A 26348-nucleotide genomic window follows, 5' to 3' on the forward strand; every position below is an offset into this window, starting at 1 on the left:
CTATACGAAGGTATAGGTATCCCTCTGTATAACTAGACGCGCCCTCAGCCCGCTCACCATAATCCGCCTGATTCGAGGCCGCCTGTCTGCGGCACTTCCTGTCCGGCGCGATGCCGGACAACCCCGTTGAGGAGGATCTATGGTTACGCTGGGTAAAGCTGAACTGATACTGACCCATGGCAAATTTCATACTGTTGACCGCAGCAATCCGGTGGCAGAAGCCGTTGCGATTCGTGACGGAAAATTCGTTGCGGTGGGGACGCTTGCCGACGCGATGGCGTTTCACTGCGACGGCACCCGGGTGATCGATCTTAAAGGTCACACCGCCGTGCCTGGTCTTAATGACTCTCACCTGCACCTGATCCGCGGTGGCCTGAACTACAACCTTGAGCTGCGCTGGGAGGGCGTTCCCTCTGTCGCTGATGCGCTGAGGATGCTGAGAGATCAGGCGCTGCGAACCCCGACGCCTCAGTGGGTACGGGTCGTGGGCGGCTGGACGGAATTTCAGTTTGCCGAGCGGCGCATGCCGACGCTGGATGAGATCAATGAAGCCGCGCCCGACACACCGGTCTTCCTGCTGCACCTCTATGACCGCGCCCTGCTCAACCGCGCCGCGCTGAAAGCGGTCGGCTACACCAGGGAGACGCCCAACCCGCCGGGGGGAGAAATCCAGCGCGACAGCAACGGTAACCCTACCGGCCTGCTGATCGCCCGTCCCAACGCCATGATCCTCTACGCCACGCTGGCGAAAGGCCCGACGCTGCCACTGGAGCAGCAGGTCAACTCAACCCGACAGTTTATGCGTGAGCTGAATCGCCTGGGACTGACCAGCGCCATTGATGCGGGCGGCGGCTTCCAGAACTATCCCGAAGATTACGAGGTGATAGCAGAGCTGCATCAGAAAAAGCAGATGACGGTGCGCATCGCCTATAACCTTTTTACCCAGCGTCCGGGCCATGAGCTGGAGGACTTCGAAAAGTGGACTGACATGCTGACGCCAGGTCAGGGCAGCGACTATTTCCGTCACAACGGTGCAGGTGAAATGCTGGTCTTCTCAGCCGCCGACTTTGAAGACTTTCTGGAGCCGCGACCCGACCTGGCCCCCGGCATGGAGGATGAACTGGAGCGCGTGGTGCGTCATCTGGTGGAACATCGCTGGCCTTTCCGCCTGCATGCGACCTATGACGAATCGATTAGCCGGATGCTGGATGTATTCGAGAAGGTCGACCGTGACATTCCGTTCAACGGGCTGCACTGGTTCTTCGACCACGCGGAGACGATCACGCAGCGAAATATCGACCGTATCAAAGCGCTGGGCGGCGGCATTGCCGTGCAGCACCGCATGGCCTTCCAGGGGGAATATTTTGCGGAGCGTTACGGCATCGAGGCGACCCGCCATACGCCGCCGGTGCAGAAAATGCTGGAAACCGGCGTTCCGGTCGGACTCGGCACCGATGCGACCCGCGTGGCCAGCTACAACCCCTGGACCGCACTCTACTGGCTGGTTTCCGGCCGCACCGTGGGCGGCATGCAGATGTATGACGTCAATGCCCGCCTTGACCGCGACACGGCGCTGATGCTCTGGACCCAGGGCAGCGCCTGGTTCTCCAGTGAGCAGGGCAAAAAAGGTCAGATCCAGGTCGGACAGCTGGCGGATCTGGCGGTGCTGAGCAAAGACTACTTCAGCGTGCCGGAAGAGGAGATCAAGGGCATCGAGTCCGTGCTGACCGTGGTGGATGGCAATATCGTCTATGCCGCCGGTGCATTCAGCACGGAGGCACCGCCCGGCATTCCGGTTCTGCCAGAGTGGTCGCCGGTGGTCAGGGTTCCCGGCCACTATCGCAGCGCGCCGCCGGTGGCACAGAGCCGTGCCGGGATGATGCCTGCCGCGCACCATTGCAGTGGCCCGTGCGGTGTCCATCGCCATTCGCACGAAATTGCCCGTGGTGCCGGCGTGCCGGTCGCTGAGGATAACGCCTTCTGGGGGGCGCTGGGCTGCAGCTGCTTTGCATTCTGATGATGAAGAACGTATCTGCTTACTCGCCCCGTCTTAATGCGGGGCTGTTCTTCCTGCGCCTGACCGGCAGCCTGCTGCTGTTACAGGTGCATGGCGTGCCGAAAATTCTGCATTTCAGCGAAGAACTGACGCGTATCGAGGACCCGTTTGGGCTGGGCCCGATGATGAGCCTGCTGCCGGCCATTCTGGCGGAAGTGATCTGCCCGATCCTCATTATCTTCGGCTGGGGGAGTCGGATTGCCTGCCTGCCCATCATCGGGGTTCTGCTGGTCGCGATGCTGGTGGTGCATCCGGACTGGTCACTGGCGGAGGGCCAGTTCGGCTGGCTGTTGCTGATCATCTTTACCACGCTGGCACTGACCGGGCCGGGCGACTGGCGGCCGGGCGCGGCAAAACCCCGGGAGGTTCGTCATGGCGCAGGCTAAGGATATTCAGCTGTCTGAACAGGCCCAGCCTGGTGAACAGCCCGCTGGCGAGGTGTCGCCCTTAGCGCCACTGCGCCAGCCGGTGTTCCGCATGCTCTGGATTGCGACCGTGGTTTCCAATATTGGGTCATGGATGAACGATGTGGGGGTCAACTGGAGCATGCTGACGCTGAGTGCTGACCCGCTGGCCGTCGCGCTGGTTCAGGCGGCCAGCAGCCTGCCGATGTTTCTGTTCGCGCTGCCTTCCGGCGTCATGGCCGATATCATTGACCGTCGTAAATACCTGCTCTTTTCTCAGATCTGGACATTTATTGCCGCCGCCGGTCTGACGCTGCTCGCCTGGACCGGACAGGTGACACCGGAATACCTGCTGGCCGCCGCCTTTTTACTGAGCGCCGGGGCTGCCATGAGTTCGCCCCCCTTCCAGGCAATCGTGCCGGATCTGGTCGCAAAAAAGGAGCTGGGTGCCGCGATTGCCCTTAACTCGCTGGGTATCAATATCAGCCGCGCGATAGGTCCGGCGCTGGGCGGCCTGATCCTGTCGTTTACCGGCCCGTGGATGGTCTTTCTGCTCAATGCGCTGTCGGTGCTGGGTGTGACCTGGGTGCTCTGGCGCTGGAAAGCGGAGCCGGCCATTCAGCGTCTGCCCCCTGAGCACTTCTTTTCGGCGGTGCGCGCCGGTCTGCGTTATGTTCACGCTGCACCGGTGTTGCGAAACGTCCTGGTTCGCACCCTGGCATTCTTTCTGTTTGGCAGTGCGGGCTGGGCGCTGCTGCCGCTGGTGGCGCGGCGTGAACTCGGCCTTGGCCCCGGCGGCTACGGCATTATGCTGGCCTGCATCGGTGTCGGCGCGATTACCGGCGCGGTGCTGCTGCCGCGTCTGCGGCGTCATTTCAGTTCCGATCGCCTGATGGTCATCGCCAGCCTGATCTTCGCCCTGACCCTGCTGGCACTCGCCTTTGTGCGCCACTTCTGGCTGCTGAATGCGTGTGAGTTTTTCACCGGGCTGGCCTGGATTACGGTGCTGTCGACGCTGAATCTCGGCGCACAGCGCAGTGCCGCGAAGTGGGTGAAAGCGCGTGCGCTGGCGGTCTATCTGACGCTCTTCTTCGGTTCCATGACCGCAGGCAGCGCAATCTGGGGACAGCTCGCCTCCCGCTTCAGCATTCCACTGTCACTCTGCATCGCCGCGGCAGGGATGGTCATCGCCAGCGCGACCGTCTGGCGCTGGCGGCTCGATCAGGACCCCGATCTCAATCTCGACATAATCGGGGATGGCGTCACACCCCCCGCACTGGATATCCGCCATGAACGCGGACCGGTGATGGTGAATTACGAATATCGGGTTACGCTTGATGATGTACACGCCTTTACGATCTGCATGCAGGATATGCGGCGGGTGAGGCGTCGCGGCGGCGCCATCAGCTGGTCTCTTTATGAAGATATTCTGCAGCCCGGCATTTTCGTGGAAACGTTTGTGGTGGGCTCCTGGGTCGAACATCTGCGGCAGAAGGCGCGCTACACCATGAACGATAAAAAGATTGAGCGGCGGGTTTTCGCCTTTCATCAGGGTGAAACCGCCCCTGAAGTTCGCTATCTGGTGGCCCCGGTTTAACGGGCGCATCACCGACATATCATCCATCACGTCAGACAGAGGGCAATATCATGAGCACCTTTAAAGCAACCGACGGCACGCAAATCTATTTTAAGGACTGGGGCACCGGTAAGCCTGTTTTATTCAGTCACGGCTGGCCGCTGGACGCGGATATGTGGGATAGCCAGATGAACTTCCTGGCCGGGCGCGGTTATCGCGTGATTGCCTTTGACCGCCGCGGTTTTGGTCGCTCCGATCAACCCTGGAACGGCAATAATTACGACACCTTTGCCTCAGATATCAACGATCTCATCACCCATCTGGATCTGCAGCAGGTGACGCTGGTCGGTTTTTCTATGGGTGGCGGCGACGTGACGCGCTACATCGGCCAGTATGGCAGCGATCGCGTGGCGGCGCTGGTGCTGCTGGGTGCAGTCACACCCATCTTTGGTAAAACGGCAGACTATCCGCAGGGGGTGGATATGTCGGTCTTTGAAGGTATCCGCGACGGCCTGCTTAAGGATCGCGCCCAGTTTATTAAAGAGTTTGCCACCCCCTTCTATGGCACCAACGCCGGGCAGACCGTTTCCGAGGGCGTTCTGACGCAGACGCTGAACATTGCCCTGCTGGCCTCGCTGAAAAGCACCGTGGATTGCGTGACGGCTTTTGCCGAAACCGATTTCCGTGCAGACGTGGCGAAGGTGAAGGTGCCGACGCTGGTGATTCATGGCAGCAACGATCAGGTCGTTCCGTTTGAGTCTACCGGCAAAGTGGCGGCGGAGATGATTGAGGGGGCGGAACTGAAGGTTTATGACAATGCGCCACACGGTTTTGCGGTGACGCATCAGGATCAGCTGAATCAGGATCTGCTGGCCTTCCTGAACGCACGCTGACCCACACAGGGCGCAGCCGCAACTGCGCCCTTTTCACCCGCCTGCGCGCCTTGCCAGCGGCAGCCGGTTCATGCCGGATTGTCCCCCGCTGTCGCTTAACCTCCCGTCATTGTGCCGGAATCCGCATCTTTAACCACTGGCCCGCACCACCAGCTCAGCCGGCATCACTACCCGCTGCGGCGGCACATCGGGCTGAGCGATTTTTTGCAGCAGCAGCTCGCAGGCCCGGCGCCCCATCACGCCTGAAGGCTGTGCCAGGGTCGTTAACGGGGGTGACACCATCTCCGCCAGGTCGCTGCCATCGAACCCCACTACGGCAATATCCTGCGGGATCCGCAGGCCCGCCTGCTGGATCGCCGCCATCGCCCCTGCCGCCAGCGTGTCAGACACGGCAAACACCGCATCGGGCCGCGTCTCCCCGGCCAGCAGCGCAAGCATCGCCGCTTTACCGGCGCTGAAACTCAACGCGCTGGCGCAGATGATGGTCTGCCATTCCCGCTGCTCCTCTTCCAGTTGCCGGAGGTAGCCCTGCTGCCGCAGCCGGGCATATTTGTAGCTCAGATCATGATTGATCAGCGCAATACGCTGGCGTCCCTGGGCGGCCAGATGTCGCACCACAGCCTGCGCGGCACGCTGATCGTCAATGCCGACGCAGGAGACCCGCCCCTCATCATCGTGTTCGGCGCACTGCACCCAGGGTGCCGCGCCAATCAGCTGACTCAGCTCCGGCAGCTTACTGAAAGCGTCCATGGTGATGATGCCATCCACCATCTTGCCGGAAAGCAGTTGCAGACTGGAACGCGATCGGGCGATATCGGCCCCCGAATTACAGAGCAGAATGCGATACCCCTGTTGCTCCGCCTGCGCCTCAATGCCTTTCACCACTTCAGCGCAGAAGGGGTTAGAGATATCGGAGACCAGCACCAGAATCATCGAGCTGCGGGCGGTGCGCAGCTGTCGCGCCAGCAGATTGGGCTGATAGCGGCTCTCTTCTATCGCCGCCAGCACTTTCTCCCGGTTGGCCGGTTTAACCCGGTCGCTGTTATTCAGCACTCTGGAAACCGTGGCGACGGACACCCCGGCCATCCGGGCGATTTTCTGAACAGACATAGCGCTCCCTGTTTTAATCCTGTGCGGTTCCGGTTATCCGCGCCCTTCACGCGTCGCGATCCAGCCCCAGCTGCTGACGCACTGACGGGCGGTTTTCACCGGACGCGGCAAAATCATCAAAGGCGCGATCGGCCACCGGAATAATATGACGCTGGATAAACGCCGCACCTTCCCGCGCGCCCGTCTCACCCGCCTTCAGGCAACACTCCCACTCCAGTACCGCCCAGCCGTCATAGTCATACTGCGCCAGCTTACTGAAGATGCCGCCGAAGTCTATCTGGCCGTCGCCTGGCGAGCGAAAACGCCCGGCGCGCGTCAGCCAGGGCTGATAGCCGCCATAGACCCCGCTACGCCCGTTAATCTGATACTCCGCGTCCTTGACGTGAAAGGCTTTGATGCGTGAATGGTAGTGGTCGATGAACTGCAGATAATCGATGTGTTGCAGGTGAAGATGGCTGGGATCGAACAGGATATTGCAGCGGGGATGATGATTGACCTCAGCCAGAAAACGTTCAAACGTGACACCGTCATGCAGATCTTCGCCGGGATGGATCTCATAACAGAGATCAACACCGTGCTGGTCAAAAACGTCCAGCAGCGGCAACCAGCGGCGCGCCAGTTCGGCAAAGGCTTCTGCAAACAGCGCGGCATTGTGGGGCGGCCAGGGATAGAACCAGGGCCAGGCAAGCGAGCCGGAGAAGGTGGCGTGAGCGCGCAGGCCGAGCCTTTCCGACGCGGCTGCGGCACGTCTGAGTGTGGTCATCGCCCACTCCGTGCGCCTGGCAGGATCGCCACGCAGCGTTGCCGGTGCAAAATTATCGAAAGCGCTATCGAAGACGGGATTGACGGCAATCAGCTGCCCTTCGAGATGCGTCGACAGTTCGCTGATTTCGAGGCCAGAATCGGCCAGCACCCCCCGCACGTCATCACAGTAAGTCTGGCTCACCGCCGCCTGTTCGAGGTCAAAAATGGCGGGCTGATGGCAGGGGATCTGCAGCGCCCGGTATCCCAGTCCCGCCGCCCATTCCGCCAGCCCGGCCAGCGAGTTGAACGGAGGCTGAGAGGTAATGAACTGTGACAGGAAGAGTCCCGGCCCTTTAACTGTTTTCATCTGTCGCTCCTGCGCGCCGCCAGCGCTTATTCACGGAAACGGAAAGAGAAGAAGAAAATAATCGCGATCAGCGCGGCGGCGCCCGCAGGAATCCACCAGAACAGCGCCCAGTTCTGCGCACTCACCTGACCCGCAACCAGATGGTTGTAGAGCGCGCCGGAGATTTGCGAACCCAGCAGCATGCCGATGCCATAGGTGAACATCACCACCATGCTCTGCGCCTGTCCCTTGACCTTTTCACCGGCGATGCGATCGGTGTAGATAAATCCCACCACAAAAAAGAAGTCGTAGCAGACGCCATGCAGCAGAATGCCGAGGTAGATCAGGGTGCGCGTCTCATCACTCATGCCCAGTGCAAACAGGGCATAACGCACAAACCACGCTGACATGCCAATCAGCAGCATCGCCTTCACGCCGAGGCGGCGAAACAGCAGCGGGATGATCAGCATGAAGAGAATTTCAGACATCTGGCCCAGTGACATCAGTGTGCTGACGTTGCGGACACCGGCATCCGCCAGCCAGGAGGCGGTGAAGGCGTAGTAGGTGCCCAGCGGAATCGAGATCAGGGTGGCGCACAGCGCGAAGACAAAGAAATGACGCTGTTTAAGCAGGGCAAAGGCATCCGCGCAGAAGAGATCGCGGACTTTCACCGGCAGACCTTTAGCGGGCGCTGGCGTGTGCGGCAGCGTCAGGCTGTAAAGAGCGAGCAGCACGGAACAGAGTGCGGCCAGCTGGAACACGGCCACACTGTCGGCAATGGCGGCCACGCCAATAAAGATCCCCGCCGCAATCCAGCCGATAGTGCCGAAAACCCTGACGATGGGAAAACTCTTCTCACTGCTGGCGAGGCTGTGAAAAGCGATGTTGTTTGCGAGCGCCAGCGTCGGCATAAAGCAGAGCGTGTAGCCAAATAAGAGCGCGATCAGCAGCGCTCCGTTCTCTGCCATAAGCGCCTGTGGCACAAACCAGAGAATCATCGCACCGGCCAGATTCATCACCGCCATCACCTTCTGGGAAGGGAAAAAGCGATCCACCAGCATGCCGAGCACAAACGGCGACAGAATCGAGGCGATAGGCCCGGCAGAGAAGGCATCCCCGATCAGCAACGGCATGTTGTGGCGGGTCATGACCAGGCCCAGCGTCACCGACCAGCTGCCCCAGATAAAGAACTGCATAAACATCATCAGAGAGAGGCGCGGAACCAGCAGCTTATGCTGCACCCGCTGGCCTGCACTCTCCTGCACCGTTGCAATCATAGGAACCTCACCCGTGAGTCATCGATTACCTTGTCTGAGTGTAAAAGTAATCGATTACAAAATGAGCTTCTCTCGCCGGGATCACAAATTATTAACGCTGCGTTATCATTACGCGCTTTACACACGCGCCGGACGCTGCAGATCATGAGCTGACATTCGCCATCTGCGTTTTGCGGAAACGATAACGCTCATAGAGCACGGCGTAGAGACCCCCTGTTACCACCAGAATCGCACCGACCACGGTGGCAGAGTCCGGCAGGTTGCCCAGCAGCAGATAGCCCACCGCCACCGACCAGATCAGGGTGGTGTAGTCAAACGGGGCCAGTAGTGAGGCCTCGGCGTAGCGCAGACTCAGCGTCATCAGAATCTGGGTGATGCCGCCCAGCAACCCGCAGCCCACCAGCAACGCCAGTTGATTGCCCTGCGGCACCTTCCATCCGGCAGGCAGCGTAACCAGCGACGTTAAGGCGGTGGTGATGGCGAACCAGAAAGCAATAGCGCCCGGTTTCTCTTTGCCGTTAAGAAAGCGGATCTGAACCAGCGCACAGGCGGTGCAGAATGCGGCCATTAACGCCAGCAGGATCCCGGCCGACGCGGAGAGCGAGAAGCTGCCCTGCTGCGTCAGCGAGAGATGCCCGGAGAACATGACCAGAATGCCGGTGAATCCCATAAAGACGGCAACCCAGCGGTGATGACGGACTTTTTCACGCAGCAGCAGTGCCGCCAGCAGCACGGTAAACAGCGGCGCGGCATAGTTGATCGCGGTGGCATCCGTCAGTGAGATATAAAGCAGCGAAAGATAGCTGAAATAGAGCCCACCGGTCCCCGCCAGCCCGCGCACAACGTGGCCGCGAATGTTACGGGTGCGGATGCCGTCCAGCACGCTGCCCTGGATACGCAGCCAGATGAGCAGCGGCACCAGCGCCAGCAGCGAGCGAAAAAAGATCACTTCGCCAACCGGTATCGCCCCATCCAGTTGTTTTACACAGGCCAGCATCAGCGTGGAGCTCAGCGCAGCCATGACCTTCATTGCGATGCCAGCAGAGGCGTTCATAGAGCAGATAACCTTCCGGGTGGTAAACGTCAGCAGGAGAAGTTCTTTGCCTCTATAGTCGCACAGCCATAAACGGCTATCTGCCGCGATAAGCCTGCTGACGGCATTTTATCTTTTTTTCTCACCGTTTAACGGCATGAAGAGGTCAGCGGCTGATCCGCTGTCAGGAGGGAATGGCTTAGTGGCAGGCATCAGAACGCAAAAAACCCGCACAGGGCGGGTTTTTTCAATCATCAATGCTCGCTTAACTGCTCAGGCTGTTGCCGTCATCGCTATCGTAAGCCGCATTGATCATCAGACGTTACATCGGGACAACGTTTGCCGCTGATGGGCCTTTCGCGCCGTTTTCAATGGTGAATTCGACCTGCTGACCTTCATCAAGGGTTTTATAATCGTTGCTCTGAATGGCAGAGAAATGAACAAATACATCTTTGCTGCCATCCTGCGGGGAGATAAAACCAAAACCTTTGCCCGCATCAAACCATTTTACTAAACCAGTCATTTTATTCGACATCGATACTTCCTTAATAATGAGCCACAAGGTGGCAGAGATGGCCTGTCTTCCAGAAATAAACTTACCAGGATTTTAGGAGGAGACTCACGAAGAAGGGGTATCTTGAGATATCGCTTGCACTGAGGACTGCTTGACTAAAACTGCTTTGATAAGGTCTGTGTTCCAAACCGATGACGCTATTAAGTCATGCCTGACCGACATTAGCAAACATTATTTTAATTTAATTTTAACATCCAGACGGCCAGGCATCTTTACTGATTTGTCTGGCCTTTTTTATTTCCGGGATTGCGGAAAAGATAACGAACGCTGAATCTTTAAAGCCGCAACCCGGTTCTGAGGCTGGCTGCACCCCGTTTCCCTCGGGTCTCAGCCAGCCCCACGCAGCGACAACCCCGGCTGCCGCTGCGCCCTGCCCGGCGGCTATCAGGCCAGTTCAGCCTGCTGGCGGGCGGCATGCCGCGCCGTCATCACAAAGACCATCAGGCCGCCGACCCCCAGCGCCACGCCAACCCACGCCGTTGACAGCCAGCCATAACCCAGCGACACCGTCAGGCCACCGAGATAGGCGCCCATCGCATTGGCGATATTCAGCGCCGAATGGTTCATCGCGGCTGCCAGGGTCTGTGACTCATTGGCAACATCCATCAGGCGGATCTGCAGTGATGGCAGCAGCACTGAACAGGTACCGATCAGGAAGGTCGCCAGCAGGCCGGTTGCCACATGCTGGACCAGCACCGGGAAGGCCAGCATCACCAGCACGTTCCAGAGCAGTGTCCAGCCGATAATGTTCAGCACCGGCCCGTCCGCCAGACGGCCACCGACCAGATTACCGATGATCATCCCCAGCCCGAACGCCACCATCGCCCACGGGATCAGCGAGGGAGAGATACCCGCAATATTGATCAGCGTCGGCGCGATATAGCTGAAGATCGCAAACATGCCGCCAAAACCGACGGCGCCCACCAGCAGAGTCAGCAGCACCTGCGCGTTTTTCAGCGCACCCAGTTCACGCAGCGGATGAGCCTCTGTATCGCCAGGTGTATAAGGCACATAGCGGCCAATCAGCAGACAGGTCAGCAGACCAATCGCGCCGACAAAGGTGAAGACCACGTGCCAGCTGAACAGCTGACCTATCCAGGAGCCGAGCGGCACCCCGATCAGCGTGGCCACCGTCAGTCCCAGCATCAGCGAGGCCAGCGCACGCCCCCGTCGCGCCGGCGACACCAGTGACGCCGCGACCAGTGAGGCCACTCCAAAGTAAGCGCCGTGCGGCAGGCCGGTCAGAAAACGTGCCACGATCAGGCCGTGATAACTGTCGGCCATCGCGCTGGCGACGTTGCCGATACTGAACAGTGCCATCAGGATGAGCAGCAGCGATTTACGCGCCATCCGCGCCGCCAGCACCGCAATAAATGGCGCGCCAACCACCACCCCCAGCGCATAACTGGCGATAGCGTTGCCCGCCTGCGGTTCGGTGATGGCGAGCGAGCGCGACACGTCCGGCAGCAGGCCCATCATGATGAATTCGCCGGTTCCGATGCCGAAGCCGCCCAGTGCAAGGGCCAGCAATGCCCAGCGGACAAAACCGGCATCGTCGGTTTTATGATCTTTTCTTAACAAAATGGATTCCCAATGGCCTGAGCTGAAAAACTGAAGTGAGCCGGAGGAAGGAAGCAGAGCGTGTTCCGTCCGGATGAAGCGGCCAGACTATAAAAAGTCAGGCCGCCTATGGCAACCCATTTTGTGATCTGGCGCACATTCCATCCGCACAGGCGACTATGGCATGCCGGTATTCACCCGACGGCCGATGTCTTTCAGCTGGGAATACTTCTCCAGCAGCTGAGGGCCATCATCGAGGCTCATGGCAAACATCCACATATAGGTCATCACCGAATAGATGTGACCCGCGCTGGTGCCACCCCGGCCCGCCATTAACGCGATGGTGCCAGCAAACAGCAGCGCGGCCATGCTGCCGATGGCCAGATAACCGCAGGCTTCCCGATTAGAGAGACGGATACGCAGGCTGGCTAAAACCCCATAATGACGGCTGAGTGAAGCGGCGTTCGCATGGGTAACGAAATTCACCTCTTTCTCCAGCCGGTTGTTAAGTCGATTAAACAACGCATCATTTTTGCGGTTAAAGCCTGGCAGAAAACAGGCGAAAAACAGCAGGATCGCCAGGCACCCTGCGCCAGTCCAGAACTCAATGGCCAGCAGCATCACCGCCGCCCCGGTCATCGACGCCAGCGAGGTAATCAGCAACGGCAGATGCTTCTCAAAGAAATCGACAAACTCGCGTGATAACGCCACCCTTGCCGCAATCGTCGACGCGCTCTGATTTTCGCTGCGCTGCGCCACAATCACTGGCACCGCCAGCTCCGCATAGATGCGGGCAAAGGTGTGGGTGTCGACGCTGCGCCGGGCTGCGCCAATCGCCCACATAGTAAACACCATCGCCGCATAGAGTATCGCCTGCCAGGTTCTGCCGGAGAGGATGGCATTGATAGCAAAGCCCGCCAGCAGCGGATAAAGCAGATACATGACATTTTCCGCGACCACCAGCAGCAGCGTAAAGAAGAGCTTGCGGCGATGGCGACGGCCGAGCGCTTTCAGTGTCAGAATAGCGCTGCGGGGAGCCGTAACGGGAAAGATAAGTTTAGAGGAAGACATCGTTTCTGTTTCTGATAGTGTTATCCTTGAGCGGTTGCTCAAGTATGAAAAAGAGTCTATTTGAGCATTTGCTCAAAGTCAATGTGAGAGTCATGATGAAAGCGTCAGCAGAAGCACTGAAGACAAAAATCCTGGATGCCGCGATAGCATTATTTATTGAGAAAGGGATAGAAAAGGTCACCACCCGCGAGCTGACCGAGTCGGTGGGCATTTCACGCAGCCACATTTATCACTACTTCAGTAACTGGCAGAGCCTCTGTCTGGCCGCACTGGAGCGCTTCATGCGGCAGGATTATGAAGCCTTCGCAGATTCCCTGTCCGGCCTCATGCCGCGTCAGAAACTGCTGCGCCTCTTTGAAAGCCATCTGCCCGCCGCACCGGATGCCACCTGGCAGCTTTATGCCTCCTTCTGGCAGAGTGCAGCACACTATCAGCCCTATGCCGGGCTGGCAGAGACGATGACGGCAGAGTGGCAGGAACTGATGGAGACGATTATCCGTGACGGCGTCACTGACGGGACACTGCGCTGCGCCGATATCGCCCGCACCGCCAGGCAGATCAGCGCCATGCTTAACGGTTATGCCGACTTACTGACGGTTAATCCCTCAGAAGCGAAGGCGCGTGAAGCGCTGGCGGATTTAAACCAGTTTATAGATTGTGTGCTGGGATAAAGCGAATAAACCGCGCACTGACCCAACTGCAACGGGACGTTTTTAATTAAATGTTAAAAAAAGGTTTATTATTTTAATTGGTCATTACATCTATAGCGGGATATATGCAGCTTCGCTAATTAAACTGACTTATGCTTTTTCTGTCTGAAAAGTGCCCTTTTTGATAGCGTTTCGGCTCCGAAACAGCTGTTTACACAGATTATTATCATTGACTTAGCACAGGCTGTGAGCTGTAAGCCGGTGTTTTTTCGCCATTTATTATTTAACCATTAGCGAAGCGGCAGTAAAGCATGCGGTCACAAACTCAACAACTGGTTGATAACTATAGCAAAGAAGTACTTTTTTTCTGATCAAATTAATCATTGAGTCGGACCTTAAAAACCCCTATATTGGCCGCGCTTTAAACATACCCATGACTTTTTTAATTCATTTATTCAACTGAGACGTTACTCCCGTCGCGGTTGTAGGAGAGATATGATGACGGATAAAGTCCGTATTGACAGTTCGAATGCACAGACATTAAACGCAACCAATGAGACCTATTTAGCCCGTCAGGCCGAATTTGAATCTAACGTTCGAAGTTATCCGCGCAAATTGCCGTTCGCGATTGCGAAAGCACAGGGTGTCTGGATCACCGACGTCGAGAACAATCAGTATCTTGATTGTCTTGCGGGTGCCGGAACGCTGGCATTGGGCCATAACCACCCAGACGTTCTGCAGAGCATTCAAAATGTCATTACCAGCGGCTTGCCGTTACATACTCTGGATTTAACCACGCCGTTAAAAGACGCGTTTTCTGAGTACCTGCTCTCCCTGTTACCAGGCCAGGGCAAGGATTACTGCCTGCAGTTTACCGGCCCGTCCGGCGCCGACGCCGTGGAAGCGGCGCTGAAGCTGGCGAAAAAGCACACCGGCCGTTCAGGTGTTATCAGCTTCTCCGGTGCCTACCACGGTATGACCCATGGCGCGCTGTCAGTGACCGGTAACCTGTCACCGAAAGAAGCCGTTGACGGCATGATGCCGGAAGTTCAGTTCATGCCTTATCCGCACCTCTACCGCTGCCCGCTGGGCATTGGCGGCGAAGCGGGCGTGAAAGCGCTGACCTACTATTTCGAAAACCTGATCAACGACGTTGAGAGCGGTGTACGTAAACCTGCGGCGGTCATTCTGGAAGCCGTTCAGGGTGAAGGCGGCGTGAACCCGGCTCCGGCGGAATGGCTGCAGCGCATCCGTAAAGTCACCCAGGAGCACGGCATCCTGCTGATCCTCGACGAAGTTCAGGCAGGCTTTGCCCGTACCGGTAAATTCTTCGCCTTCGAGCACGCGGGTATTGAGCCAGACATCATCGTGATGTCCAAAGCTGTGGGTGGCGGTCTGCCACTGGCCGTGCTGGGCATTAAGAAAGAGTTCGATGCCTGGTCACCGGGTCATCACACCGGCACCTTCCGCGGAAACCAGCTGGCGATGGCAACCGGCCTGACCACGCTGAAACTGCTGAAAGAGAACAACATCGCAGATAAAGTCGCGGCACAGGGCGAACTGCTGAAAGGCAAACTGAACGAACTGCAGCAGCGCTACCCGGTAATTGGCAACGTCCGTGGCCTGGGTCTGATGATCGGTATCGAGCTGGTGAAACCTGACGAAGCCGCTGATCACATGGGCAGCTTCCCGGCTGACGGCGAGCTCTCAGCGCTGGTACAGAAGAAATGTTTCGAGAACGGCCTGATCCTGGAGCGCGGCGGACGTCACGGTAGCGTATTGCGCCTGCTGCCTTCCCTGCTGATCACCGATGCTGAACTTGACGTGTTTATGGATAAATTTGAAAACGCCCTGCTGTCAGCTGGCGTGAAACCAGTATAAGTGGAGTGAATGCAATGTCCCGGTTAAACCCAATCCTGGCGGCCTCATCTCAGAGTACCGAGGCCTACCAGCAGGCGATCGCCCAGAGTAGCGCGGCGGTCGTTAAGTGGCTGGAACAACCTGAGATGTATCAGGGAAAAACCGTCGCAGAGCTGCGCGAGCGTATTACGCTGGACTTCAATCCTGACGGCCTGGGCAACCAGGCTGCGATTGAACGTGCCATTGAGTACTTCCTGAAAGACAGCCTGTCGGTGCATCACCCACAGTGTGTGGCGCACCTGCACTGCCCTAGCCTGGTGATCAGCCAGGCGGCGGAAGTGCTGATCAACGCCACCAACCAGAGTATGGACTCCTGGGATCAGGCGCCCTCTGCAACCCTGATTGAGATGAAGCTGATCGAATGGCTGCGTACTCAGGTGGGTTATCAGCCGGGCGATGCCGGTGTCTTCACCAGCGGCGGCACCCAGAGCAACCTGATGGGCCTGATGCTGGCGCGCGACGCGTGGTATGCCCGTCAGGGTCATTCTGTTCAGCAGGATGGCTTAACCGGTGACCTGAAGAAGATGAAAGTCTTCTGTTCAGAAAATGCGCACTTCTCCGTTCAGAAGAACATGGCGCTGCTGGGTCTGGGTTATCAGTCCGTCACGCAGGTGAAAACCGATAGCTTTGCCCGCATGGATATGGATGACCTGCGTCGCAAGCTGGCCGCAGCTAAAGCCAACGGCGAGCATATTCTGGCGATTGTTGCCACCGCAGGCACCACCGATGCCGGTGCGATCGATCCGCTGCGTGAAATTGCCACGCTGGCGGCTGAAGAGAACATCTGGGTTCACGTGGATGCGGCGTGGGGCGGTGCACTGCTGCTCTCCGAGCTGTATCGCGACTATCTGGACGGCATTGAGCTGGTGGACTCCATTACGCTGGACTTCCACAAGCAGTTCTTCCAGACCATCAGCTGTGGCGCTTTCCTGCTGAAGGAAGCACGTCACTACGAGCTGATGCGTTACCAGGCTGCGTATCTGAACTCTGAGTTTGACGAAGCGCAGGGCGTACCGAATCTGGTGTCGAAATCCCTGCAGACCACCCGCCGTTTTGATGCACTGAAACTGTGGATGGGTCTGGAAGCCCTGGGTCAGAAACAGTATGCCGCCATCATCGACCACGGTGTGACGCTGGCACAGGACGTTGCAGCGTATGTGGATGCGCAGCCGGCGCTGGAGCTGGTAATGAAGCCGCAGCTGGCGAGCGTGCTGTTCCGCTACCGTCCGGCGCATCTGGCGCACCTCAGCGACGCGGATATCGCGCTGCTGAACCAGCGTATCGGGGATGCCCTGCTGGAGTCGGGCCGCGCTAACGTCGGCGTGACCGAGCACGATGGCGTGACCTGTCTGAAGATGACGCTGCTCAACCCGACCGTGACGCTGGAAGACATTAAAATCCTGCTGACGCTGGTAGAAACCACGGCTCAGCAGCTGGTTTAACAGTTCTGCTAAAACTCTGAAGGGCGCCTTAAGGCGCCCTTTTTTTATGCCGCTGTTTCCCTCTTTTCCCGCTTTCCGGCCATTTCAGTATCAGGATCAAAGAATGCGATCCCGCCATCAGGCACTCTCTATGGGTGTTGTAATTAAAGCCGAGATGGCCAGCCGTTACGGCCCCGGTATCAGACCTCACTGAACTGTCAGGAATATACATTTACTATCATGCGTAAAATTTTCATCCTCCTTCTGGCGTTAGCGATGGCCGCCATCATCCTGATCGCCGATAGTCACGGGACCAAGGTTCACAACCGCGATCAGATTTTCAGCCTGAATGCCCCCTCCGGGCGCTGAGCCTGCGGTCACCCCTCATCCAGCGCTCGCTCATGATCGTCTTTGTTCAGCGTCATCAGCGCCACAATACTGACCAGTGCGGTCGCCATGACATACCAGGCGGGAATATCGGGATTGCCCGTCTCTTTAATCAGCCCGGTGATGATCAGACCGGCACAGCCGGAGAAGAGCGCGTTAGAGAGTGAATAGGCCAGGCCCAGACCGGTGTAGCGCACCCGCGTCGGAAACATCTCTGACAGCATCGCCGGTCCCGGCCCGGCCAGCAGGCCCACCACACCCCCTGCGATAAAGACCACCAGCCCTTTCAGCCCGGTTGCGGTGTTCTCAGCCTGCAACAGGTTGAGCAACGGCAGAGAGAGCACCAGCAGCAGGATCGCCGCCGAGACCATCACCGTCCGGCGGCCTATCCTGTCGCTCAGCATTCCCGCCGGAATAATCGTGACGGCAAAACCGAGGTTCGAAATCACCGCAATCAGCAGCGCCTCATTAAAGCCGGTGTGCAGTGAGGCCTGCAGGTAGGTCGGCATGATCACCAGCCAGGTGTACCCGGCCGCCGACCACACCATCAGCCGGCAGATGCCGAGCAGAATCGTTTTCAGGGTGTCACTCAGGCTGGCGGTCACTTTTTCGCGGGGCTGCGCCTGCTGCCGGATAAACGCCGGGGTCTCCTCCATGCCAGCCCGCAGCCAGAGCGCGATGCCCCCCAGCGGCAGGGCAATAAAGAACGGAATCCGCCATCCCCAACTCAGCATCTCTTCCGGCGTCAGCAGCCGCGAAAGCAGCGCAACGATCGCTGCACCCGCCAGCAATCCCAGCGCAACGGTAAAGGATTGCCAGGCACCATACAGGCCACGCCTGCCGGGCGGAGCAAATTCGGTCATCAGCGACACCGCCCCGCCATACTCGCCTCCGGCAAACAGCCCCTGCAGAATACGCAGCCCGGTAACGATCAGGGGAGCCAGCACGCCCAGCTGGGCATAGGTCGGCACCAGGCCGATAGCCGCGGTGGCCAGCGTCATCATGATCAGCACAAAAATCAGGGTGGGCTTGCGCCCAATCCTGTCGCCCATCCGGCCAAACAGTACGGCGCCAAGTGGACGGAAGAAAAAGGTGATGGCAAAAGAGGCGTAGGTCAGCAGGATACCGGTCAGCGCGGATTCGCCCTGAAGCCGGAAGAAGTTCTCCGCAATCAGGGTAGCCAGAAAGCCATAAACGGCAAACTCATACCATTCAATGAAATTTCCGACCGAACCGGCAATCAGGGCACGTTTGCGGCGGGGGGAGCTGAGCAGATCAGTATCGGAAGCGGACATGGCAGGCGATCCTCACTCAATCATGGGTCGCTTATGATTAGCACAATCGCTGCCCGGCTGCGCACGCTTCTGCCCGTCACGTTAGCGCGAACACAGAAAAAGGGCGATAGCACGGTGTGACAGACCTTTTTCATCCTCAGCCCTTGCACATCCGCTTTACCGTTGTCAGGATGTGCGCCATTGACTGAATCAGGCGAAAAGATAATGAACGCGCACACCTCAAAAGATCCTCTGCACGGCGTCACCCTGGAGATGCAGATCAACCATTTAGTCGCGAAGTATGGCTGGGCGGAACTGGGAAATCGGGTCAACATCAACTGCTTTAAAAACGATCCCAGCGTGAAATCTAGCCTGAAGTTTCTGCGACGCACCCCCTGGGCGCGGGCGGAAGTGGAAGCGCTCTATCTCGCCTCGCTAAAAGCGTAACGCGGCACACTTGTCTCTCTGAAGCAGAACCGGGGTAAGTCTGAGCTTATCCTCTGTTGTTACTGATGCTGCACATCCCGGCATGAACAAGCCCGCGGGTGAACATTATGCGCAGCATCGCTTTCAGCGATAGCCGGGACAAGGGCAATCCTTCGCCCTGACAATCTTAATCCTGACGATGAGCAGTTTCTCTGGCTTTCCACAACGCGAATAGCGTAATCGCCAGTGCCAGACTGACGTACAAAGAGACCCACAGCGTGCTGCCCATTTCTTTAAATAACGTGGTGATGATCAGGGGCGCAAAGCCCCCGCCGACAATGCCCGCCAGGGTATAGGCCAGGGATGAACCCGCGTAACGCACATGTCCCGGAAACTGTTCAGTGACAAACGCGGCCTGCGGCCCGTACATCATCGCATGGATCAGCAAACCGCCAATCACTGCCAGCACGATCAACACCGGATGCGCGCTATCAAGCAGCACAAAGAACAGAAATGACCATACAACCGCCAGCAGTGCGCCGGTAATGTAAACCGGGCGTCGTCCCCACCTGTCTGAAAGTGCGCCAAACATCGGCACCGTAATCGCGTTAGCTATTGCGCCCAGCATTGTAGCCATCAACGCCAGGGGACGCGGTAATTGCAGCACGGTGGTGACGTAGGTCAGCGTAAAAACGACCACCAGCGCGTAAAGGACATCAGAGCCGATACGCGATCCTCCGGCAATAAATAGCTGTTTCGGATAGTTTACGAAAACCTCTTTTAACGGGGTGTGCGTGGTTTTCTCCTGTTCCTGCATAGCGACAAAGGTGGGTGTCTCTTCCACACCGCGCCGCAGCCACAGACCAAATATGACCAGTACCAGGCTTAGCAGGAACGGAATGCGCCAGCCCCACGCCTGAAACTGATCGGCGCTCATCATCACCGTAACCAGCGTAATAAAGCCCGTGCCGATCAGCGTGCCGCAGGATGGACCAACCTGCGCAAAGGAGGCGTTACGCCCGCGTTTATTCGCGTCGCCATGCTCCATCGATAACAATACGGCCCCTGCCCATTCGCCGCCCAGCGCGATGCCCTGCACAAACCTCAGTGCGACTAACAGAACCGGACTCCAGATGCCCCAGACGGCATAGCCCGGCAGGAGGCCCATTAGCGCCGTGGTCACGCCCATTATCACCAGCGTGATGATCAACACCGCTTTACGCCCCGCGACATCGCCAAGGTGGCCGAACACAAAGCCCCCCAGCGGACGTGAAATATAGCCTACCGCATACGTTGAAAACGCCAGAATGGTGCCGACCAGCGGATCGAAGCTGGGGAAAAAGATATGGTTAAACACCAGCGCGGCCATAATGTTGTAAACGGTAAAGTCGTACCACTCAAGCGCGGTGCCAATCGAACTGGCAGCAGCCAGACGCCCGGTCTTCGATTTGGTGCGCACGGCGCCTGCTGCATGTTGCAGAGAATCGGTATCAGCCATGGGTCAGCTCCTGTTGTGTTAACTGCCAGTTGAGGGCATAACGCTGTATCTCTCCCGCAAACACCTGTGCCGCGGCCGCAGCGAGGCGATCGCAGCTCCGTGCATCGCTGCAATGAATCAGCAGCATCGGCTGCATTTTCCGCTGTTCCTGGCTTTCCTTCGGTAGCGGCGAACTCAGGACGCTGTCTGGCATCAGCACGCAGGAGGAGATGTAGCCCGGCGTCTGGCTTATTTGCTGCTGCCAGGCGCTTAGCGCACTGCCATCGATCGCCTGCAGCGTCAACACCGCTAACTGATTGCCCGTGCCTTTGCCATGCTTGTGCACGACCGTGCTCACCCGGCGCATGGGGTTAACCATTTTTTGCAGATTCTGTACCGACCATGCCGTCTGGTGCGTGAATGCGGCGTGATAATCGGCGCTGGTAAAGGCGTCCAGCGAGTCGGTTTCATATAAACCGAGATATTGATACTCAGCGTTAACTGCCTGATAGCGTGTACCGCTCAGGAATCCCGTAATGGCTACACGCTCCTCTACGTGTTCATGGTCATACCACTGGTTAAAGTCAGCCTCATCTTCAGCGCCAATGTTGGTGGCGACATACAGCATGCCGTGGGGTTGAGTCATCATCAGGATCTCCGGTTAAGGGCAGTTTCCACGGCAAGCGACCAGCTGATTAAGCGGGCGTCATCACCATGAATCGAAGCAAGGCTCAGGCCAACCGGAGCAGTGCCCGGTCGGTGGCAGGGTAAAGAGAGCGCACAGCCGTCCAGCATGTTGATAATGCTGGGGTTGCGCAGCATCAGCGCGTTGATATCCATAAAGCGCTGCGCATCACTGAGTGACGCGATAGTGGGCGCGACAAGCGGAACGGTTGGCATGAGTAACGCATCAAAATCCCCTAGCGCTGCGTTGATGTGCTGTTGCCATGCAGCACGCTGCTGGTAAAGCTCGGTGGCATCCTGCACGGTGAGATGGCTGCCGCGCTGGATACGCACCAGCACCTGGGGATCGTAAGCTTCAGGGTGTGCCTGCGCGCTTTTTTTATGCCATTGCCAGGCTTCATAAGCCGTAATGCCGCCACGCGCATTCATAGCATTCAGCTCATCCAGCTCAGGCAACGTGATGTCGGTAACCGTCGCACCCGCCTGCTTCAGAAGCGTGATGGCATGCTGCCAGGCCTGCGCCACATGCTGATCCAGACCATCCAGTACGCGCGTTTGTGGCACGGCAAAGCGCGCGTTTCGCAGATCCAGCGACTGTAACGCCAGCGGCCGATCGGCAATGACGCTATCCAGCAGCCAGCAGCTGCGCACGTCGTCCGCGATCACCCCGATGCTGTCGAGAGAGGTCGAAAGCGGTAACGTTCCTCGCTGGTTGATGCGTTTTGCCGTGGGTTTGAAGCCGGTCAGGCCACAGAGTGCAGCAGGGATCCGCACTGAACCGCCGGTATCGGTGCCAACGGCAGCCAGACACATGCCCTCAGCAATCGCAACGGCCGCGCCAGAGGACGATCCGCCGGGGATACGCTGCTGTTCGCGCTGCCACGGATTGACTGGCGTGCCGTAATGGGGATTGATGCCTAAGCCGGAAAAAGCGAACTCCGTCATCGTGGTTTTACCGACGATGGCGGCGCCCGCCAGCAGTAGCTTATCGACGACGCTGGCATTGGCAGCCGCCACGGGCGCATCGGCCAGTAAGCGTGACCCGGCCGTGGTCGCCTCTCCCTCGACATCGAACAGATCTTTAATGCTGACTGGCAGTCCATCGATGGGACTTAGCGCCTGCTTTGCCTGCCAGCGGGCGTTTGCCGCGCTACAAGACGCGGCGTAGCGTTGCGTGAACACCAGTGCCCCCTGTTGTTCAGGATCCTGCGCGGCCTGCAACGCGGATTCAGTAAAGGCTTCGGGCAGAGCATCGCCGCTCTGCAACTGCTGACTGGCTTGCCAGAGTGTGGTCATCGGCGCTCTCCTCATGCCACCACCGGCAGCTCGCCGGTGGTGTAAGTGTGTTCCAGCGTGCGATTAAGCACCGGGTCGTGCAGCGCCATGCGGAACTGGCTGGATGGCCGGATGCCGCCAATGGCGCCCAGCGTGCCGCAGGACATAGCAACGCCCTCTTCCACGACACCGCCAGCAAAATAGCGAGCGAGCAAATCCTGTGGTGTCAGCAGAGAGGCCAGCGTGCCCTGCTGATAGATGACCCATTTACCCTGCTCTTTAATCCATGAGCTGAGTTCAAGCACATCCCAGTGTTCGGTAACGTCGCTCATGCGCCATGCGGCGCTGGCAACCGGCTTGATACACGCCTGCTTAGAGAGCGCAACGCTGAAGGTTTCCAGATGGCGGTCGGTATGATCAGACGTGAGGGACACCCACAATTCGCCGCGATGCGAGAAAACGAAGGGTTCGGCTTCGCCGGAGGTCTGCTCGCCTACCACTTCAAGCTCTGATTGCTGGCTGAGCTGATTAACCGCAACCCGGTAAAAAAGCGGAACTGCACCGGGTGCGGGCACGCCGAGGGCTTCTAATTCACGAATATGGTGCAACACGGCTTCCTTATCGCGGCCGGCCCAGCCAGCAATAATGAAATGCGTAATGTCTACGTTCAGTGTGGTCGCGGCTTTGTCGCCCGTAGAGAATCGCAACTGCATGAGAAAACCTCCGATTGAAAAATCACAGTGAAATTTCACAGTAATTTTAAACTAGCGATTTTCATGCCAGATTTTTGTGTAAGATGTCTTACAGGTAAAAAAAGGAACGTGGTGATGAGTGAATCAGTGGCGGAAAATGTGAACCCAGGCAGTGCAGATAAAAGCCTTTCTCTTAATGAACAAGCCTATCTGGCTTTCAGGCACAAGCTCATTACGTTGCGTTACAAACCTGGTGAATACCTTAATACCGCTCAGGTGATGGATGATCTGGCGATAGGCCGCACACCGGTTAATCAGGCGGTCCATCGCCTCGCAACCGAAGGTTTACTGCAAATTATCCCGCGTAAAGGTGTCATGGTGGCGCCATTATCGATTGATGATGCACTGGAGTTGATTGAAGTACGGCTGGTAAATGAAACGCTCTGTGTTGAGCTTGGCAGCCAGAAGGTGACGGAGGCGCAGCTTGAGCGTCTGCGTCATCTTAATCAGCAAATTGATGAGGCGAGCCAGTTACGCAGCCGCGAACAGATGATGCTGCTGGATCGCGAGTTTCATCAGGTCCTGGCCGAGATTGCCGGTAATCGCCATCTTGCCGATATCCTTAGCGTGATTCATGCACAAGCGCAGCGCTTCTGGGCCACCACCCTTTCCAACGTGGCGCATATGGATGAAGTGATCGCTGAGCATAATGAAATCATTGCCGCGCTGGAATCAGGGGACACGCAACGTGCAGCCGAAGCCGCACGTGCGCATATTTTCTCATTTAAGCGCGCCTTACTTTCCGCTTAAAGGCCAGACCGCGTGCCGTCACAAGTCCCCTTTTTAACAGCACCTGATCAATTTCAGTTTATGCAAGACCCGGTTGCTGCGGGCGGCGCGCTAATGATAGCTGACGGCTGATACCGTTTTCAGGGCGGCAGCGGCGCTCGGGAGCATGATATGCCCAGTGGGGAGTGTTGCCGGTTCGCTGTTTAGCCTGGGGCAATCGCGTTGAAGCGGGGGCATGTCCGCTATGGGCCAGAAGCGGACATTGCTTGCAACATGGTATGTTAGTTTACGGAGGGCTGGTCAAAAGGGCTTATCCTCCCTCACCACCTGTCTCAATACTGTGGCGGAAGTAATATGTGAAAGTAATTAGCAGGCTACCTTCACCGTACAGATTTAAACAAATTTCAGGACCATATGAGATCCCTGGGTTTTTTTGACTGCTTCATCAATATAATGCTGGCGAACAGCATCAGTCACAGGTTCACTTTCATAGGGGGGTTCAAACTGTTTCATGGTGCTTTTTTCAGCCACAAAACCACCCACGACCATTTCACCTTCTGCCCTGATTTTTTTGCCCTCGATATCAAGCATCACATATGAACTTGTGCCTGTAATTTTCATATCAGTTATCCCTTACAAAAATGACTTTTTCCGTCTGTGATATCGGATCGATTGTACTGATTTTCGTGACATTATCATTGCCCATCAGGCGCGGTAACTCAACGTTTTCCCATATATTACCTTCACGCAGGGACTGCCCCACTACGGCCCTGACTTCTCCAGAGACCTGTTTTGCATAAGACGCGGAGACATCCTCCCAGGCCTTGATGCTCTGCGGGTTATCGAAATCCCATTCAGGCATTTTAATATTTTTATCTTTGATTATGGATTCGAGCGTGACACCGCCCCGGGACTTCGCGATGGCTTCTGCGACGTCAGGACCGCCGACACCTTCAGTACGTCCTGACCAGAAAAAGGCACTGTCCGGATCAGTGGCCAGTTGGGGTTCTATTTCTTTAAGGTTGATGAGGCTCTTAGGCGTGTTACGCCACGCATTAAAGGCTGCGCCTCCTTTTGCACCTGCAAGGCCGCCTGCAAACGCACCGCCTAATGAAAGCCACTTCTGACCGTCAGAGCCTTCTCCCCATAATTTCCCGCCTATGTAAGCGCCGCCATAACCTCCACCAAGACCTCCCGCAAAACCCAGCAGGGCTATCGCCGGTCCTGCCAGAACGGTCGTGGCCGCAAGGCCCACGCCCAGCAGTACTCTGTCCACCCAGTCAGGAATTTCAGGACTGATTACGTCAGTCTGCTCTTTAATGCCACCAATAATGACGTTAGTAGATCCGCCGCTGATGACCCCACTGCAAGTCAGGCGGTCCCCCATCCTGGCAGCGGGTAGTCCGTTGATACAGACGCGTGAAGATCCTTCTGCCACCCGCTGTAAAGCCGGGCCATGCTCGTCACAGTCACCTACAGACATATGCGACATCACCGCCGGTCTTCCGTTGATGAATACGTTTGATGAACCAGTAACCAGATGGCCGGTTTCGTGGTGGGGTGCCCATGACATACTGCCGAGAACTTCTCCCAGTCCGCCGCCGCCAGCTGCGCCTGCGACCGTCGCGGCCAGGACTACTGTTCCGACGCCCCCCGTGGCCAGCGTGAACGCCGCACCGGCAATGGCCCCGCCTATCAGACCGAGCACCAGCCAGCCTTTAGAGGCGGAGTGTTCTATGCCGTCCCCCACGCGTGCAGCGGAAAAAGCTTCAGCGGCACCACTCATTTTTCATTTATCCGCTGGCGGAGGTAAGCCTCAACGACTTCAGTGGTATCAAGGCCGTCAATACCCCGGACAGTTCTGGCCAGAAGCAAACTTGATATCAGTCCAGGTCTCCTGGTACCTGCCATCTCCCACAGCGCAAAGCGGCCAGCATGCTCGCCATCAGGTATCGGAGACAACATCAGTGGTTCACCGACAGCGTCAAAGAACAGATAGTTGCCGTTCCTGGCCCGGCTGAGATCAATCGATGAGTAGAGGTCAGAAATTGAAGGGAACACATTCAGTTCGCGGCTATCACGGTCAAAGCTAAAGAAGAGTTCCTGGCTGTCGGCGGGGATCTGGCTCCCCCTTGCGGTAGAATCTGGTGCATCGTCCGGAAAGGTAATGCTGTCCGTGATGTTGTCATAGATACGGCCATGGTAATCGTCAAACGCATCCGGGCAGGTGCCAATGAAACAGAGCAGCTTTTTACCCGTATTATTTTCAGATGTCAGTACCACCCTCTGCTTCTGAAAGATGATTCTTTCGCCAGATTTGAAACTGTAAAACAGTTCCAGGGCCTGCCTGCCATTCAGTTCAGTGAGCCGGGCATGATTGAGTGAGAGATCCTGCAAAGTCGCCTGCAGTTCGGAAGACAGTCTCTGGGATACTGACTGAAGCGTGTCTTCTGCAGCAGCGGTTGCACGTGAAATCACAAAGGTGAATTCATTGGCATTCGTATGGCTTAGGGTAAAGAGGTTCATGGTGCGATCGCGAAATACGTCAGGCACCGTAATGTTGCAGTCCTGCAGGGTATATTCAGACATGTAAAGCTTCTCCGGTCCGTGAGTCCGGACCAGAATATCAACGTTTATAAAATGATCCCTAGATGATACTGATTTAAATTTGATCTAATGCAAAGGTGTTCTTTACACCTTCTGACCTGC

Annotated in this window: 23 protein-coding genes and 1 pseudogene; 9 read left to right on the forward strand and 15 right to left on the reverse strand. The window is 57.3% G+C overall.

Annotation, left to right across the window (positions count from 1 at the left end):
• Positions 1-139: 139 nt before the first annotated feature.
• Genes AC1V0D_RS14835 through AC1V0D_RS14850 form a run of 4 tightly spaced genes read left to right on the forward strand, consistent with a single transcriptional unit; the run spans position 140 to position 4929 of the window.
• Entirely contained in the window at positions 140-2017 is a 1878-nt protein-coding gene (locus AC1V0D_RS14835) for an amidohydrolase (RefSeq protein ID WP_482907669.1), read from the forward strand.
• Between the two features lie 2 nt (positions 2018-2019).
• On the forward strand, positions 2020-2442 hold the full coding sequence (locus AC1V0D_RS14840; RefSeq protein WP_265135592.1) for a DoxX family protein: 423 nt from the start codon (positions 2020-2022) through the stop codon (positions 2440-2442).
• Positions 2429-4057: an MFS transporter gene (locus AC1V0D_RS14845; RefSeq protein ID WP_265135359.1), complete on the forward strand. Its 1629-nt coding sequence runs from the start codon at positions 2429-2431 to the stop codon at positions 4055-4057. Before AC1V0D_RS14840 ends, AC1V0D_RS14845 begins: the two co-directional genes overlap by 14 nt.
• 50 nt (positions 4058-4107) lie before the next feature.
• Positions 4108-4929 (forward strand): alpha/beta fold hydrolase, encoded by an 822-nt coding sequence (locus tag AC1V0D_RS14850; protein ID WP_482907670.1) that lies wholly within the window; start codon positions 4108-4110, stop codon positions 4927-4929.
• Positions 4930-5058: 129 nt separating this feature from the next.
• Here AC1V0D_RS14850 and AC1V0D_RS14855 read toward each other — a convergent pair whose 3' ends face one another.
• The 7 genes from AC1V0D_RS14855 to AC1V0D_RS14885 form a co-directional block, all read right to left on the reverse strand.
• Positions 5059-6039, reverse strand: a complete 981-nt coding sequence (locus AC1V0D_RS14855; protein ID WP_140923452.1) for a LacI family DNA-binding transcriptional regulator — start codon at positions 6037-6039, stop codon at positions 5059-5061.
• Positions 6040-6085: 46 nt separating this feature from the next.
• Positions 6086-7150: a sugar phosphate isomerase/epimerase family protein gene (locus tag AC1V0D_RS14860; RefSeq protein WP_150029032.1), complete on the reverse strand. Its 1065-nt coding sequence runs from the start codon at positions 7148-7150 to the stop codon at positions 6086-6088.
• A gap of 26 nt (positions 7151-7176) precedes the next feature.
• Positions 7177-8406: an MFS transporter gene (locus AC1V0D_RS14865; RefSeq protein ID WP_265135362.1), complete on the reverse strand. Its 1230-nt coding sequence runs from the start codon at positions 8404-8406 to the stop codon at positions 7177-7179.
• A 142-nt stretch (positions 8407-8548) separates the two neighbouring features.
• Positions 8549-9460, reverse strand: coding sequence for a DMT family transporter (locus tag AC1V0D_RS14870; protein WP_154928713.1), 912 nt, complete (start codon positions 9458-9460; stop codon positions 8549-8551).
• Positions 9461-9761: 301 nt separating this feature from the next.
• Entirely contained in the window at positions 9762-9974 is a 213-nt protein-coding gene (gene cspE / locus AC1V0D_RS14875; RefSeq protein WP_003855207.1) for a transcription antiterminator/RNA stability regulator CspE, read from the reverse strand.
• Positions 9975-10397: 423 nt separating this feature from the next.
• Positions 10398-11594 carry an MFS transporter gene (locus AC1V0D_RS14880; protein WP_140923454.1) on the reverse strand — a complete coding sequence of 399 codons (1197 nt, stop codon included), beginning with the start codon at positions 11592-11594 and terminating at the stop codon, positions 10398-10400.
• A gap of 156 nt (positions 11595-11750) precedes the next feature.
• Positions 11751-12644: an ABC transporter six-transmembrane domain-containing protein gene (locus AC1V0D_RS14885; protein WP_482907671.1), complete on the reverse strand. Its 894-nt coding sequence runs from the start codon at positions 12642-12644 to the stop codon at positions 11751-11753.
• 95 nt (positions 12645-12739) lie between these two features.
• Between AC1V0D_RS14885 and AC1V0D_RS14890 the strand changes: the two genes are divergently transcribed.
• The 3 genes from AC1V0D_RS14890 to AC1V0D_RS14900 all read left to right on the forward strand — a co-directional run bounded on the left by AC1V0D_RS14890 (position 12740) and on the right by AC1V0D_RS14900 (position 16656).
• On the forward strand, positions 12740-13315 hold the full coding sequence (locus AC1V0D_RS14890; protein ID WP_058957823.1) for a TetR/AcrR family transcriptional regulator: 576 nt from the start codon (positions 12740-12742) through the stop codon (positions 13313-13315).
• Positions 13316-13789: 474 nt separating this feature from the next.
• Entirely contained in the window at positions 13790-15175 is a 1386-nt protein-coding gene (locus AC1V0D_RS14895) for a diaminobutyrate--2-oxoglutarate transaminase (protein WP_009093017.1), read from the forward strand.
• 14 nt (positions 15176-15189) lie between these two features.
• Positions 15190-16656 (forward strand): pyridoxal phosphate-dependent decarboxylase family protein, encoded by a 1467-nt coding sequence (locus tag AC1V0D_RS14900; protein WP_482907672.1) that lies wholly within the window; start codon positions 15190-15192, stop codon positions 16654-16656.
• 356 nt (positions 16657-17012) lie between these two features.
• Here the strand turns inward: AC1V0D_RS14900 and AC1V0D_RS14905 are convergent, their stop codons facing one another.
• Positions 17013-18317 carry an MFS transporter gene (locus AC1V0D_RS14905; RefSeq protein ID WP_482907673.1) on the reverse strand — a complete coding sequence of 435 codons (1305 nt, stop codon included), beginning with the start codon at positions 18315-18317 and terminating at the stop codon, positions 17013-17015.
• 204 nt (positions 18318-18521) lie between these two features.
• On the opposite strand from AC1V0D_RS14905, the pseudogene AC1V0D_RS14910 reads away from it, so the two are divergent.
• A pseudogene (locus AC1V0D_RS14910) lies at positions 18522-18734 on the forward strand (VF530 family protein); the annotation flags it as partial.
• Between the two features lie 175 nt (positions 18735-18909).
• On the opposite strand, the gene AC1V0D_RS14915 reads toward AC1V0D_RS14910, so the two are convergent.
• From AC1V0D_RS14915 to AC1V0D_RS14930, 4 genes are read right to left on the reverse strand one after another with little or no spacing between them, the layout of a single operon-like run.
• Positions 18910-20220, reverse strand: coding sequence for an MFS transporter (locus AC1V0D_RS14915; protein WP_482907674.1), 1311 nt, complete (start codon positions 20218-20220; stop codon positions 18910-18912).
• Positions 20213-20848 carry a hypothetical protein gene (locus AC1V0D_RS14920; protein ID WP_482907675.1) on the reverse strand — a complete coding sequence of 212 codons (636 nt, stop codon included), beginning with the start codon at positions 20846-20848 and terminating at the stop codon, positions 20213-20215. The genes AC1V0D_RS14915 and AC1V0D_RS14920 overlap by 8 nt, the downstream gene beginning before the upstream one ends.
• Positions 20848-22179 (reverse strand): amidase, encoded by a 1332-nt coding sequence (locus AC1V0D_RS14925; protein WP_482907676.1) that lies wholly within the window; start codon positions 22177-22179, stop codon positions 20848-20850. Before AC1V0D_RS14925 ends, AC1V0D_RS14920 begins: the two co-directional genes overlap by 1 nt.
• Before the next feature lie 11 nt (positions 22180-22190).
• A complete protein-coding gene (locus AC1V0D_RS14930; protein WP_482907677.1) occupies positions 22191-22871 on the reverse strand; it encodes a DUF2848 domain-containing protein in 681 nt (226 codons plus the stop codon).
• Between the two features lie 114 nt (positions 22872-22985).
• Between AC1V0D_RS14930 and AC1V0D_RS14935 the strand changes: the two genes are divergently transcribed.
• Positions 22986-23660: a GntR family transcriptional regulator gene (locus AC1V0D_RS14935; protein WP_426607132.1), complete on the forward strand. Its 675-nt coding sequence runs from the start codon at positions 22986-22988 to the stop codon at positions 23658-23660.
• A gap of 372 nt (positions 23661-24032) precedes the next feature.
• Here AC1V0D_RS14935 and AC1V0D_RS14940 read toward each other — a convergent pair whose 3' ends face one another.
• The 3 genes from AC1V0D_RS14940 to AC1V0D_RS14950 are packed head-to-tail and all read right to left on the reverse strand — an operon-like array spanning position 24033 to position 26228.
• Positions 24033-24260: an Imm74 family immunity protein gene (locus AC1V0D_RS14940; RefSeq protein WP_111207136.1), complete on the reverse strand. Its 228-nt coding sequence runs from the start codon at positions 24258-24260 to the stop codon at positions 24033-24035.
• A 1-nt stretch (position 24261) separates the two neighbouring features.
• Entirely contained in the window at positions 24262-25425 is a 1164-nt protein-coding gene (locus AC1V0D_RS14945; protein ID WP_471803782.1) for a PAAR domain-containing protein, read from the reverse strand.
• The gene (locus AC1V0D_RS14950; protein ID WP_046102947.1) at positions 25422-26228 is read right to left on the reverse strand and encodes a DcrB-related protein; all 807 of its coding nucleotides are present in this window, start codon (positions 26226-26228) and stop codon (positions 25422-25424) included. Before AC1V0D_RS14950 ends, AC1V0D_RS14945 begins: the two co-directional genes overlap by 4 nt.
• Between the last annotated feature and the right edge of the window lie 120 nt (positions 26229-26348).

Source organism: Pantoea sp. PA1 (assembly GCF_056856975.1).